The sequence below is a fragment of the Dyella humicola genome (assembly GCF_026283945.1).
Classification (GTDB): domain Bacteria; phylum Pseudomonadota; class Gammaproteobacteria; order Xanthomonadales; family Rhodanobacteraceae; genus Dyella; species Dyella humicola.
The window spans coordinates 362,813-376,337 of record NZ_JAPDPC010000002.1; the positions used below are offsets into that span (position 1 = coordinate 362,813).

9 protein-coding genes are annotated in these 13,525 nt (G+C 64.7%); 6 read left to right on the plus strand and 3 right to left on the minus strand.

The window, feature by feature from the left end; genetic code table 11:
• The first annotated feature begins 191 nt into the window (after window positions 1-191).
• From purL to OUZ30_RS16345, 4 genes are all read left to right on the plus strand, one after another.
• Window positions 192-4,052 carry a phosphoribosylformylglycinamidine synthase gene (purL, locus tag OUZ30_RS16330; RefSeq protein WP_266183488.1) on the plus strand — a complete coding sequence of 1,287 codons (3,861 nt, stop codon included), beginning with the start codon at window positions 192-194 and terminating at the stop codon, window positions 4,050-4,052.
• A gap of 69 nt (window positions 4,053-4,121) precedes the next feature.
• Window positions 4,122-4,874, plus strand: coding sequence for a hypothetical protein (locus tag OUZ30_RS16335; protein ID WP_266183489.1), 753 nt, complete (start codon window positions 4,122-4,124; stop codon window positions 4,872-4,874).
• A 72-nt stretch (window positions 4,875-4,946) separates the two neighbouring features.
• Window positions 4,947-5,858 carry a glycosyltransferase family 2 protein gene (locus OUZ30_RS16340; RefSeq protein ID WP_266183490.1) on the plus strand — a complete coding sequence of 304 codons (912 nt, stop codon included), beginning with the start codon at window positions 4,947-4,949 and terminating at the stop codon, window positions 5,856-5,858.
• Complete coding sequence (locus tag OUZ30_RS16345; RefSeq protein ID WP_266183491.1) at window positions 5,855-6,754, plus strand: DMT family transporter; 900 nt, start codon at window positions 5,855-5,857, stop codon at window positions 6,752-6,754. The genes OUZ30_RS16340 and OUZ30_RS16345 overlap by 4 nt, the downstream gene beginning before the upstream one ends.
• A 711-nt stretch (window positions 6,755-7,465) precedes the next feature.
• On the opposite strand, the gene OUZ30_RS16350 is transcribed toward OUZ30_RS16345, so the two are convergent.
• From OUZ30_RS16350 to OUZ30_RS16360, 3 genes are all read right to left on the minus strand, one after another.
• Entirely contained in the window at window positions 7,466-7,969 is a 504-nt protein-coding gene (locus OUZ30_RS16350; protein ID WP_266183492.1) for a DUF2127 domain-containing protein, read from the minus strand.
• A gap of 153 nt (window positions 7,970-8,122) precedes the next feature.
• Window positions 8,123-8,317: a YbdD/YjiX family protein gene (locus OUZ30_RS16355; protein ID WP_266183493.1), complete on the minus strand. Its 195-nt coding sequence runs from the start codon at window positions 8,315-8,317 to the stop codon at window positions 8,123-8,125.
• Between the two features lie 11 nt (window positions 8,318-8,328).
• Window positions 8,329-10,404, minus strand: coding sequence for a carbon starvation CstA family protein (locus tag OUZ30_RS16360; protein ID WP_266183494.1), 2,076 nt, complete (start codon window positions 10,402-10,404; stop codon window positions 8,329-8,331).
• 206 nt (window positions 10,405-10,610) lie between these two features.
• Between OUZ30_RS16360 and def the strand changes: the two genes are divergently transcribed.
• Together def and OUZ30_RS16370 are read left to right on the plus strand one after the other, a co-directional pair.
• Window positions 10,611-11,150: a peptide deformylase gene (gene def, locus OUZ30_RS16365; RefSeq protein WP_266149697.1), complete on the plus strand. Its 540-nt coding sequence runs from the start codon at window positions 10,611-10,613 to the stop codon at window positions 11,148-11,150.
• Between the two features lie 293 nt (window positions 11,151-11,443).
• Window positions 11,444-13,459 carry an OPT family oligopeptide transporter gene (locus tag OUZ30_RS16370; protein WP_266183495.1) on the plus strand — a complete coding sequence of 672 codons (2,016 nt, stop codon included), beginning with the start codon at window positions 11,444-11,446 and terminating at the stop codon, window positions 13,457-13,459.
• The last annotated feature ends 66 nt before the right edge of the window (window positions 13,460-13,525 follow it).

Genomic DNA, 13,525 nt, shown 5'->3' on the forward strand with positions numbered 1-13,525 from the left:
CAGGTCGCAGTCACGTCACAACAGAGCGAAAGGCACTGGGTGACCAGCTTCGCCGTTGTAAAGCGCCTCCCGCTTTCGCGGGGATGACGGCGAGGGAAGCGGGGGCCTCCTGCGCGCTCGGATGCTGCGGCGCGGTAGCCTTGACCCGCCATGGGGTACAATAGGCGTTTTCGCATAGCTCCCCTCCCCGAATGATCGCACTCGACGGGCAGAGCGCCCTCTCTCCTTTCCGCCTCGAACGCCTGAACGCACGCCTGGAAGCCATTCATCGTGGCACTCGCGTCCAGTCTTCCTGGTTTGTCTATTTCATCGATGCCGCGGTGATGCCGCAGGGCGAACAGCGCCGGCGTCTGCTCGAGGTGCTGGAGGCCAAGGATGCGGAGCCGGAGACGGCCTCGCTCTGGGTCGTGCCGCGACTGGGCACCATTTCGCCCTGGTCGAGCAAGGCCACCGACATCCTGCACGGCGCCGGCTTTGACGTACATCGCGTCGAGCGTGGCACGGCCTGGCAGGTCGCCGGGTTGCCGGAGGAGGGCTCGCCGCAGCACGAAGCCGTGATGACGGTGCTGCACGATGCGATGACGCAATCCGTGCTGACCCATCTGCGTGACGCCCAGGGCTTGTTCCTGGCGGGGCAGCCGGGTCCGCTGGTGCATATCGCCCTCGGCGGCGATGCCCGCGCCGCCCTCGCCAAGGCCAATGCCGAACTGGGCTTGGCGCTGGCCGACGACGAGATCGACTACCTCGCAGAGCGCTATGCCGAACTCGGTCGCGACCCGACCGACGCCGAACTCTTCATGTTCGCCCAGGCCAACTCCGAGCATTGCCGCCACAAGGTGTTCAACGCGAGTTGGACGCTCGACGGCAACGAACAGGAAAAGAGCCTGTTCGGCATGATCAAGAACACCCATCAGCATTCGCCGGCGCATACGTTGTCTGCCTATAAGGACAATGCGGCGGTGATCGAAGGCTACGAAGGCATGCGCTTCTTCGCCGACAAGGACGGCGTGTGGCGTGCCCATCGGGAACGCGTCGATTACGCGATCAAGGTGGAGACGCATAACCATCCGACCGCGATCGCGCCGTGGCCTGGCGCGGCGACCGGCGCGGGCGGCGAGATTCGTGACGAAGGTGCCACCGGTCGTGGTGCCAAGCCCAAGGCTGGCCTCACCGGCTTCTCGGTATCGGATCTGCGCATCCCGGGTACTCCGCGGCCGTGGGAGGTCGATCGTCCGCTGCCACCGCATATGGCCACCGCGTTCGAGATCATGCGCGATGGTCCCTTGGGTGCCGCCGCGTTCAACAACGAATTCGGACGTCCCTGTTTGGGCGGCTATTTCCGTGCCTACGAGCACGAAACCGGCGAAACCGGTGTTCGCCGTGGTTATGACAAGCCGATCATGCTCGCCGGTGGCCTCGCCAATATTCGCAGCAGCGATGTGCAGAAGCGCGAAGTGCAGCCGGGCAACAAGGTGATCGTGCTGGGCGGCCCGGCCATGCTGATCGGCCTGGGCGGTGGCGCCGCGTCGTCGGTGGCCTCGGGCACCTCGAGCAAGGAACTGGATTTCGCCTCGGTGCAGCGTGACAACGCCGAGATGGAACGCCGCTGCCAGGAAGTGATCGACGCGTGCTGGCGCCGCGGCGACAAGAACCCGATCGTCAGCGTTCATGACGTGGGCGCAGGTGGTTTGTCCAACGCCATCCCCGAGCTGCTCAACGATGCCGGCGTGGGTGGTCGTATCGATCTTTCGCGCTTGCCGTGCGATGACCCGTCGCTGTCGCCGATGCAGGTGTGGAGCAACGAGTCGCAGGAACGCTACGTGCTGGCGATCGGCGCCGAGGACCTGGCCGAATTCGAAGCCTACTGTGCACGCGAGCGCTGCCCGTATGCCGTCGTGGGCGACGCGACGGCGGAGCGCCAGCTGGTGCTGCACGATCCGCGCACCGATACGCTGGTGATCGACTTGCCGATGGATGTGCTGTTCGGCAAGCCGCCGCGCATGCATCGCGATGCCACGCGCCTGAAGCCGCGCGTCGACCTGGTGCCGGATCTCACCGGCATCGGCATGGACGAGGCGCTGCTGCGCGTATTGCGCCTGCCCACGGTGGGCAGCAAGAGCTTCCTCATCACCATCGGCGACCGCACCGTCGGCGGCCTCAACCATCGCGACCCGATGGTGGGCCCGTGGCAGGTACCGGTCGCCGATGCCGCGGTCACCATCACTGATTTCGACGGCTACACCGGCGAAGCGATGGCGATGGCCGAGCGTGCGCCGGTGGCCTTGCTCAACAGTGCCGACGCTGCCCGCCTCGCGGTCGGCGAAGCCATCACCAACCTGGCTGCCGCACCCATCGCGGCGCTCAGCGAAGTGCGCTTGTCGGCGAACTGGATGGCCGCGGTGAACTATCCGGGCGAAGACGCGGCCCTGTTCGATGCGGTGAAGGCCGTGGGCATGGAGTTGTGCCCGGAGCTGGACATTTCCATCCCGGTCGGCAAGGACTCGCTGTCCATGCAGACTGTTTGGATGGACGGCGACCAGCCGCAGCGCACGGTGTCGCCGGTATCGCTGGTGATCACTGGTTTTGCGCGCGTCACCGACGTGCGCCGCACGCTGACCCCGCAACTGCGCCTGGATCGCGGCGATTCCGAACTGTGGCTGCTTGACCTCGGTGCCTGCCGCGACCGCCTGGGCGGCTCCGCGCTTACCCAGGTGTTCAACCGTGGCGGCGGGGTGCCGCCGGATCTCGATGACGCGAAGCGCCTCAAGGGGCTGTTCGATCTGGTCCAGGAAGCGAACGCGGGTGGCTTGCTGTTGGCCTATCACGATCGCTCCGACGGCGGCGTCATCGTGACCCTGCTGGAAATGGCGTTCGCCGGTCATTGTGGCCTCGAGATCCAGCTTGACGGTTGGGCCGAAGCAACGCTGCGCGCCTTGTTCAACGAAGAGCTTGGCGCGGTCGTGCAGGTGGCATCCGCCAATCGCGAGGCGTTCGAGGCGCTGCTGGTCAAGCACGGCCTCACCGGCATGGCTTATCGCATCGGCCGCCCGAAGGAAAAGCTGGGCATCAAGTTGTTCCACAACGGCGACACCTTGTTCAAGTGGAACTGGACCACGCTGTTCGAAGCGTGGAACGAGACCAGCTCAGCCATGCAACGTCTGCGCGACAACCCGATGACGGCTGATGCCGAGCGCGAATGGCGCCTCGACGATGCCGACCCGGGCATCTCGCCCAAGCTCAGCTTCAATCCGGCGGAAGACATCGCCGCGCCGTATATCGCCAAGGGTGCGCGACCGCGCGTGGCGGTGGTGCGCGAGCAGGGCGTCAACGGCCAGGTGGAAATGGCCGCGGCGTTTACGCGTGCCGGCTTCGAGGCGGTGGACGTGCATATGTCCGACCTCGCCAGCGGCCGCATCAAGCTGGCCGACTTCCGCGGCTTCGCTGCTTGCGGCGGTTTCTCGTATGGCGACGTGCTGGGCGCCGGTCGTGGCTGGGCCACATCCATCCTCTACAACGACTACCTGCGCGCCGAGTTCAGCGCGTTCTTCGCCGACAACACGCGCTTCGCGCTGGGCGTCTGCAATGGCTGCCAGATGATGAGCCAGCTCAAGGACATCATTCCGGGCGCACAGCATTGGCCGAAGTTCCTGCGCAACACCTCGGAACAGTACGAGGCGCGCCTGGCCACGATCGAGGTGCTCGATTCGCCGAGCATCTTCTTCAAGGGCATGGCCGGTTCGCGCATTCCGGTGGCGGTGGCGCATGGCGAGGGACGCGTGAGCTTCCCGCAGGCCTGCAGTCCGTCCAAGGCGGGCGGCGCACTGCGCTTTGTCGACAACCGTGGCCGGCCGACCGAAGACTATCCGCTGAACCCGAACGGTTCGCCGGGCGGCCTTACCGGCTTCACCGCCGCGGACGGTCGTGTGACGATCCTGATGCCGCACCCCGAGCGCGTGCACCGCTCGGTACAGATGAGCTGGCATCCGGAGAAGTGGGGCGAGGATTCGCCGTGGATGCGCATGTTCCGCAATGCACGGGTATGGTGCGGCTGATGGTTGGCGACCGCGCTGGGAGCCGGTTCCGGTTCTCCGCGTGGCGTGTACTATTCGCGCGGCTCTAGCGTGACCACCCCGGTGGCGCGTTGGCTCGTGCGGGTGCTACCGGCGTTGGCCTGGACCTGTTTGCTGGGGCTATGTCCCTGGTGGCTGGGCTTGCCGCTGTTGCTGTTGCTGGTCGTGGGCGCTGTCGTGTTTGCGCGGCGCATCGTGCATTACGCAGCGCTGTGCCGTCGCGGTTTGCGTTGGGGTTTGCCGGGGCTGCTGTTTGCCGTCCAGCGAGCGCTGGGTGGCGACCTCGTGGCGTGGGGTGCGGCTTTGTTGGGGGCGCTGGTGGGCTTCTCGCTGGTGGCGCTGATGGAGTCCCTGCTGGACCGACGCGTGCGGCGTGCGCCCTATGCGTCGCCTGCGCCGGCCTGGCAGGAAATGGCGCTTGCGCCGATGGGGCCGCCGGCGCAGATCATTGAGCTATCGCGCGCCGCTTGGTGCGAGGCAGGCGACGAATTGACCGATCCTTGCGGGGAGCCGCTGCGCTACGAATCCGGCGGGAGTGATCAGGGGCGCTACGTGTTCGCGAAGGGGCGGGTGATCGACAACGTGAGTCCGCGTTGCTGTTTCGGGCCGGGCGGACGCTGGTTCGTGGCGAGCCTGCCTGAAGGGCGGGGCGACACCCTGTGGGACCGCCAGGCCGATCGCTTGCACCGTTTGTCGGGATGGGAGTTATGCGGCTGGGAAGGCGAGCAACCCTGGCTGGCGCGCAGCCCTGACGGCGTGCCCACGTCACTGCACGAGGTGCTGGGACTTGGGCGCCTATCCTAGCCAGGCCCTGCAACGCCTGCTCTACGTTTCTACACTCCTCGACACGCCACACCTCGCGCATACTTGGATCCTGTGAACAACTCCGCCCAACCATCCTTGTCCTCGGTACTGCCGGTCAGCGTGATCGTGGTGGCTGCCGACAGCGGCCCCTCGTTGCGCGAGTGCGCGCGCCGCGTGCTGGCCTGCGAAGTCCCGCTGGAATTCATCCTGGTCGACAATGCCTCGGGCGATGGTGTTCCCCAGGCCATTGCGCGCGCGTACGAGAACGATGCGCGCCTGCACGTCGTCTACAACCACGCCAACCTGGGCTTTGGTCCGGCGGTGAATCGTGGCGTGGCGCAGGCACATGGCAAGTCCGTGCTGGTGCTCAATCCGGATTGCCTGATCGACACCGACACGTTGCGGCGCCTGCTGGAGATGCTGGCCACCCATCCGCGCGCCGGCGTGATTGGCGCCGTCGTGTGCGACGAGAACGGTGTGCCCGACCCGGCCTCGTATCGTCGCGATCCCCTGTTGAGTCGCGCCCTGAATACCCTGTTCAAGCGCCCGGGTGAAGGCGTCAATATCGAAGGGCCGATACCGCAGGAGTTGGTAGAGGTGGAGGCGGTTTCAGGCGCGCTGATGCTGTTGCCGCACCGCGTCTTCGAATATCTCGCCGGTTTCGACGAAGACTACTTCTTGCACTGCGAGGACCTGGACCTGTGCCGCCGGGTACGCGACGCCGGTTACCGCGTAATGCTGGCAGGTGATGTGCGCGTGCTGCACGGCAAGGGCAGTTCGAGTCGGCATCGACCCGTTTTCGTCAGTCGACACAAGCATCGCGGCATGTGGCGCTGGTTCCGCAAGTTCGATCCGGCCGCCCGCAAGCCGTGGCTGTCGGCCTTGGTGTGGCTCGGCATCTGGACGCATTTTCTGTTGCAGATTCCCGGCCAATGGCTGCGTCTGATGCGGCGCAAGCCCGCTGGCGGGAAACCTGGCGCATGAGTGCTCTGTCGTCGCGCACGGCGACGTTCGCAACGGTCGGGCTAATTTCTGTCACCGCGGTCTGGGGCTCCACTTTCTTCCTGATCAAGGATCTGGTGACGCGCATGCCAGTGGCCGATTTCCTGGCCGTTCGCTTCCTCATCGCCGCGTTCGTCATGCTGGTGTTCTTCCACCGCCCATTAATGCGATTGAGCCGGCGGGAGTGGGGGCAGGGCGTCGCGCTTGGCGCGATTTTTGGCATCGCACAGTTGTTGCAGACCTCCGGCCTGGAGCACACGTCGGCGAGCATCAGCGGATTCGTCACCGGCATGTACGTGGTGTTTACGCCGCTGCTCGGCACCGTGCTGATGCGCCAACGCCTGCCGCCCGTCACCTGGATTGCTGTGCTGCTCTCGGTGGGCGGCCTGGGCCTGCTCGCCTTGCATGGTCTTAGCATCGGCTACGGCGTATGGCTCACGCTGGCCTCGGCAGCCCTGTACGGCTTGCACATTGTTGGCTTGGGCGCGTGGTCGCGGGCGGGAAGCGCCTTTGCGCTGTCTACCGTGCAGGTGATGGTGATCGCGGCCATCTGTCTGTTCGCGACCTTGCCGGCCGGTCCGGTCCTGCCTCCCGATCGCGATGCATGGATGGCGGTCGTCTACATGGCGTTGGCTGCCGGCGCAGGGGCCATGCTGGTGCAGACATGGGCACAGGCGCATCTGTCGCCGACGCGCGCAGCGATCGTGATGACGCTTGAGCCGGTGTTTGCCGCCGGCTTTGCAGTGAGTTTTGGCCACGACGCGTTGACCTGGCGAATGCTTGCTGGCGGCATGTTGGTGTTGGCGGCGATGTATCTGGTGGAGTTGGCGCCGCGGCGCGGTGGGATGACGGTTGAGGGTTTGCACCACGAGGTGTAGCGCGATTTTCTCGTCGTGGGATGCGGCGGGTGCCGCGCTCTGCTCCTTCTCCCCTTCGGGGAGAAGGCTGGGATGAGGGGCGGGTGCTTGCGACGACGCTACAACCGTGCCTCTCCGCCAGCTTGCCGCTTACGCAGCGGGCGTTTCGATCGCCTGCCGGCGCTCGAGTCACTTTTCTTTTGCTGGCCCAAAAGAAAAGTAACCCAAAGAAAACGGCCCTAAGAGCTGGTAGCACTCCGTGGGATAGAAGCGTTGGAAGGTTTCCGCGAGCCAATAGCTGGTTGCCCACGGCGAGACACAGCGGCTGCCCCGCAACGCGCCAAAGCGATGAGGACTTAAAGCAGGTCCGGCCGATGGTCGATACGCTTGCAGTATTCCGATGCCCGGATGACCACCCCACCATTCACGCCTTAAGCCCTCTTCGCCTCGGCGCGTTGCGGTGTAGCCGCTGTGTGTAGGCCATGGGCCGCAACCAATCTGTCTACGCCCTTCAGGCTCGTATCTCTCGCAATGCTATGAGCTCTTTGAGGCCATTTTCTTTGGGTTACTTTTCTTTTGGGCCAGCAAAAGAAAAGTGACTCGGCTGCCGGCAGGCAGTCGAAACGCCCGCTGCGTAAGCGGCAAGCTGGCCATCTCGTTCAGTTGTCGCGCTGTCGCGAGCACCGACCCCTCATCCCAACCTTCTCTCCAAAAGGGAGAAGGAGCCACAGCTCAACGAACCTTCGGCGGCCGCGGCTGCAACGCAATTCTCACCAGGTAAATCACGATGGCGACATTCGCCACCAACGCTCCCAGCTTCAACCAGCTGAAGCGATGCAGCGTCTCGTAGAACTCGATCGGAATCAGCGAACCCGTGGCGACCACCGTGAACCATTCCGCCCAATGCTTGCGCAACCAAAGCCCGGTACCTTCGGTGGCGAAGATCGCCGCATAGGCCAGCGCGACCAGCCCGATCGCGACAAACTTGCTCGGGCCCATTTGCTGCAATAGCTCGACCAAACGCCAACGCAAACCATTGCTGTCGCTGAGCGACAGGTGTTCCAGCCAGTGCACCAGCTTCTCGAAGTTTTGCTCGCGGTCGAGATGAAAAGCGAACGCCGCCACCAGAATCAGGCAGACGGTTTTCACCGCCTTGTAGATGGCGATGACGCGCAAGCCGATGCTGTGCTGAGCTTCGACTTCCGAGGTCGGCTGGGTAAGGTGGTGTTCGCTCATGGTGAGACGTGTGGCTCAGGGCAATGCATATTCACGGCCCGATCATGAAGGGAACGGCATGGAAAGCCCAGCGCCGTCCGTCATGGTGCTTATGCAAACGAGAAAGGCCACGCCCCGCTTCGAGGCATGGCCTTTCGGGAACGCGTCGGCGACTCAGCAGCAACGTCCGCCGGTGCCCTTGTAGCGGGCGATCTGGCGCTCGCGGAAGAATTCCTTGTAGCTGGGCACCGGGCGCTCGGGATGGTGTTCGCGCAGGTGTTTCACATAGACGTCGTAGTCGGGGACGCCGCAGCAGAGGCGGGCGGTTTGCACCGCCCACTTACGTATGGCCTGGAAGTCGAGTTTCATAATCGTTGCCCTCAAAGCGTGGGCATGCTCCCCAAGGCTATGTACGGTTCTTCGTGCGCGGTCGGATGGTTGACGCGCCAGGCCTTGAGTATGGCGTTGATGGTGAAGCCAAGCATGGCGAGGATCAGCAGGATGAAGATGCCAGTCAGCGCGGCATCCACATAGTTGTTGGTGATGATGCGCTGCATCTCCGCGGCATCCTTGGCGGGTGCCAGCAGTTTGCCGTCAGCGGCGGCCTGGGCGTACTTCTGCGCGGCGGCAGAGAAGCTGATGGGACCGCTGAGTTTCTGCCAGCCGGCGGTGAGCGTGCACACGACCAGCCAGGCGGCGGGAATGCCCGGCACCAGCACGTAGCGCTCGCGTTTGAGCTTGACCGTGACCACGGTCGCCAGCATCAGCGCCACGGCAGCGAGCATCTGGTTGGCGATGCCGAACAGCGGCCACAGGGTGTTGATGCCACCCAGCGGATCGACCGCGCCCTGGTACAGGAAGTAGCCCCACAGACCCACGCAGATGGCGGTGGCGAGCAGGTTGCCGGTCCACGACTCGGTGTGTTGCAGCGGTTTGTACACCAGGCCGGCGATCTCCTGGATCATGAAGCGCCCCACGCGCGTACCCGCATCCACCGTGGTAAGGATGAACAACGCTTCGAACAGGATCGCGTAGTGGTACCAGAACGCCATCATGCCTGCGCCAGGAATGATGCCGTGCAGTAGCTGGGCCATGCCGACAGCGAGCGTTGGCGCACCGCCGGCGCGGCTGAGTATGCTCGTCTCGCCGATATTCTTGGCGGTATTGAGCAGCTCGTCCGGTGTCACCACGAAACCCCATTCGCTGATCGTGGTGGCGGCCTGCTGTGCCGTGGTGCCGATCAGGGCGGATGGCGAGTTCATGGCAAAGTACACGCCCGGATGCAGGGATGCAGCGGCGATCAGCGCCATGATGGCGACGAAAGCCTCCATCAGCATGCCGCCGTAACCCACCATGCGGGCCTCGCCCTCACTGGCGAGCAGTTTCGGCGTAGTGCCGGAAGCGATGATGGAATGCCAGCCGGACACCGCGCCGCAGGCGATGGTGATGAACAGGAACGGGAACAGGTTGCCCTGGAACACCGGGCCGGTGCCATCGATGAACTTGGTCACGGCCGGCATCTGCAGTGTTGGCGCGGCCAGGAAAATCGCCAGCGCCAACAACATGATGGTGCCAATTTTGAGGAAGGTGGACAGGTAGTCGCGTGGCGCCAGCAGCAGCCATACCGGCAGCACCGAGGCGCAGAAGCCATAGCCGATCAGCAACCAGGCGAGCGCCTTGGCGTCGAAGTTGAACATCGGAGCGAGCGTCGACGAGGCGCTGACGTGCGCACCGAACCAGATCGAGGTCAGCAGCAGCACCAGGCCGATGATCGACACTTCGAGAATCTTGCCTGGACGAATCCAGCGCAGGTAGATGCCCATCAGCAGCGCGATGGGAATGGTGCAGGCTACGGTGAACGTGCCCCAGGGGCTGTGCGTCAGCGCCTTGACTACCACCAGGGCGAGCACCGCCAGCACGATCATCATCAGGACCAGCACACCGAACATGGCGACCACGCCGGCCACGGTCCCCAACTCGTCGCGCAGCATATTGCCCAGCGAACGGCCATCGCGACGCAGCGAAAGGCCGAGGATCATGAAGTCCTGTACGGCACCTGCGAACACCACGCCGAACAGGATCCATAGCGTGCCGGGCAGGTAACCCATCTGCGCCGCCAGCACCGGACCGACCAGCGGCCCGGCGCCCGCGATCGCGGCGAAGTGGTGACCGAACACCACCCACTTGTCGGTCGGCACGTAGTCGAGACCGTCGTTGCGCAGGACCGCGGGTGTGGCCCGGCTCGGATCCATGCGCAGGACGTTGTCGTTGATGAACTTGCCGTAGAAGCGATAGCCGATCAGGAAGACGGAGATGGCGGCGGCCACCACCCAGATGGCATTGATCGGCTCACCTCGGCGCAGGGCGACGACGCCCAGGCACCAGGCGCCGACGATGGCAATGACGGCCCAGAGGATCTTGCCGGCGGGACTCGGTTTGGCAACGGCGGTATGCATGCGCAATGGCTCCTGAGCAGTCCCCGGCAAGGGTCGTCCCGGCCGACCCGGTGGTCAATGCCATTATGCGCTCGGCAACATTAGCCATTGGTCGAATGCTCCCCGGCGGCGCAGGGCACGCTGGCATCGCCATCTGCGCGGTAGACTGGCGCTTCGGCTGGCCCAATGCCTGCTGGGCGGCAAACCTGCGACAAGCGAGGCGTTCCATGATCCGAGAGATCCTGAAGATGGGCGATGCGCGGCTGTTGCGGGTGGCGCCACCGGTTCCTGATGCGATGATCGGCAGCGCAGGGCTGGATTCGCTGATCGCGGACATGTTCGACACCATGCATGATGCCGGTGGGGTCGGCCTTGCCGCGCCGCAGATCGGCGTGGACCTGCAACTGGTGATCTTCGGCTTCGACCAGTCCGAGCGTTATCCCGATGCGCCGGCGGTGCCGCGTACCATCCTGCTGAATCCCATGATCACGCCGCTTTCGCAGGACATGGAAGAGGGCTGGGAGGGTTGTCTCTCGGTGCCGGGGTTGCGTGGCGTAGTGAGCCGCTACTCGCTGATCCGCTATCAGGGGCTGGACCCGAAAGGGGAGCGCATCGACCGCAATGCCGAGGGGTTTCATGCGCGCGTCGTGCAGCACGAGTGCGATCATCTGATCGGCCGCTTGTATCCGTCGCGCATCACCGACTTCAGCCGGTTTGGGTATACCGAGGTGTTGTTTCCGGGGATGGACCCAGGCGCGGACGAGTAGGCCGCGTTACTTCCTCTCCCTATGGGGGGGAGGATCGAGGTGAGCCCCGAAAAGGGGGGTAAAGGGCGGGTGCTCGCGGCAAGGCCACAAGAAACCCGCTCCGAATGCGCCTCATCACTAGACCGCCCCCTCACCCCGGCCCTCTGGGCACGGGTGGAGGTGAAAAAAACCCATTGCGTATCCCCCGAAATCTGGCAAATCTACGCGCTGTCCTGCCGGCCGCCGGCAGCCATCGCATTCATGTCGCCCAAGGGCGGCCAGCAGGGGACCACCACCATGACGGGCAGACATTCGTGAGCGGCAACCATCCCAGCGCCCAGTCGCGCAAAGAGCTGACCCTTCGCGGTCTTATCCTCGGCGTCGTGATCACCGTGGTGTTCACCGCCGCCAATGTGTTCTTCGGCCTCAAGGCTGGCCTCACGTTTGCCACCTCGATTCCGGCGGCGGTGATCTCGATGGCGCTGTTGCGGGCCTTCAAGGACTCGACCATCCAGGAAAACAACATTGTGCAGACGATCGCCTCGGCGGCCGGCACCTTGTCTTCCATCATCTTCGTGCTGCCCGGCATGATCATGATCGGCTGGTGGACCGGGTTCCCGTTCTGGACTTCGTTCGCCGTGTGCGCGCTGGGCGGCATCCTGGGCGTGATGTACTCGATCCCGCTGCGCCGCGCCTTGGTGACCAATTCCGACCTGCCGTATCCGGAAGGCCTGGCCTGCGCCGAAGTGCTGAAGGTGGGCAGTGGCGGAGAGGATGGCGACGGCACTGTCGAGGAAGGCAAGGCCGGCCTGATGGCCGTGCTGTGGGGCTCGATCGTGTCGGCCGTGTTCGCCGTGGTGGTGGCCACCCAGGTGTTTGCCAGTGACGTGGTGCAGTACTTCCGCGTGGGCAGCAAGGGTTCGGTCAGCGGCTTCGATTTCAATCTTTCCTTCGCGCTGTTCGCCATTGGCCACCTGGTCGGCCTGTCGGTAGGTATCGCGATGCTAATCGGCGCGGTGATCGGCTGGGGCTGGGGCGTGCCGCATTTCTCGTTGCTGGCGCAGGCCTCCGGTGCCGTGGCCGACGTGGCCAATGCCACCTGGAGCCACAAGGTGCGTTTCGTGGGGGCGGGCGCGATCGGCGTCTCGGCGATCTGGACCCTTGCCAAGCTGGTCAAGCCGGTGATCAGCGGCCTGACTTCAGCCATGGCCGCCTCGCGCGTGCGCAAGGCTGGCAACGCCGATTCGCTGCCGCGCACGGAGCGCGACATCCCGATCGGTATCGTCGGCCTGATCACACTGGCGTGCTTCATTCCGATCGCATGGCTGCTCGGCTACTTCGGTTCGATCAGCGGTCTGGGCGACCACCTGATGGTGCTTGCCGTCGGCGGCGTGGCCTTCGTGGTGCTGATGGGCTTCTTCGTTTCCACCGTGTGCGGCTACATGGCCGGCCTGATCGGCTCGTCGAACAGCCCGCTGTCGGGCGTGGGCATCCTGGTGGTGATCGCCGCGGCCTTGCTGCTGGTGGCGTTCGTCAAGCCGTACGTGGGCCCGGAAGCGGGCAAGGCGCTGGTGGCGTTCGCGCTGTTCATCACCTCGGTAGTGTTCACGGTGGCGGCGATTGCCAACAACAACCTGCAGGACCTGAAGACCGGCCAGCTGGTGGACGCCACGCCGTGGCGCCAGCAGGTGGCGCTGGTGATCGGCGTGGTCGCAGGCGCAGCCGTGATTCCGCCGGTGCTGGATCTGCTCAACAAGGCCTACGGTTTCGTCGGTGTGGCCGGTGTTGGCGCGCATGCGCTGCCGGCGCCACAGGCGGGCCTGATCTCGGCGCTGGCGCAGGGCGTGGTCACCAACAACATCGACTGGAGCCTGATCATTACCGGCATCTGGATCGGTGTGGCCATCATCGCGATCGATGAGGTCCTGCGCCGTACCACCAAGCGGCTGAGCATGCCGCCCCTGGCGGTGGGCCTGGGTATCTATCTGCCCACGGTCAGCACGCTGATGGTGGTGGTGGGTTCCATCGTTGGTTGGTATTTCGACCGTCGTGCGGATCGCTCAGCCAAGCCGGAGAGCACCAAGCAGCTTGGCGTACTGCTGGCCTCGGGCCTGATCGTGGGCGAGAGCATCGTTGGTGTGCTGATCGCCGCCATTGTGGCGTTCGCCGACAAGCTGGGCTTCAGCAACCCGGCAGCACCGCTAGCGCTGGTGGGGCCGGGCTTCGCAGACGCCGCGCAGTGGATCGGCGGCATCGCCTTCGCGGCCATCGTGGTGGTGATGTACCGTTGGGTGGCCGGCATGGCCCGCAACCTGCCGTCCAAACCCTGATCATCCTGGTCGCGGCCTGCCTGAAGCGGCCGCGACCAAATGTCATCCCTGCATGCCACGATCGAA

Coding starts and splice junctions, on each gene's coding strand:
- purL (WP_266183488.1), top strand. CDS start 192: ATGATCGCACTCGACGGGCAGAGCGCCCTCTCTCCTTTCCGCCTCGAA.
- OUZ30_RS16360 (WP_266183494.1), bottom strand. CDS start 10,404: ATGCATACCGCCGTTGCCAAACCGAGTCCCGCCGGCAAGATCCTCTGG.
- OUZ30_RS16345 (WP_266183491.1), top strand. CDS start 5,855: ATGAGTGCTCTGTCGTCGCGCACGGCGACGTTCGCAACGGTCGGGCTA.
- OUZ30_RS16350 (WP_266183492.1), bottom strand. CDS start 7,969: ATGAGCGAACACCACCTTACCCAGCCGACCTCGGAAGTCGAAGCTCAG.
- def (WP_266149697.1), top strand. CDS start 10,611: ATGATCCGAGAGATCCTGAAGATGGGCGATGCGCGGCTGTTGCGGGTG.
- OUZ30_RS16355 (WP_266183493.1), bottom strand. CDS start 8,317: ATGAAACTCGACTTCCAGGCCATACGTAAGTGGGCGGTGCAAACCGCC.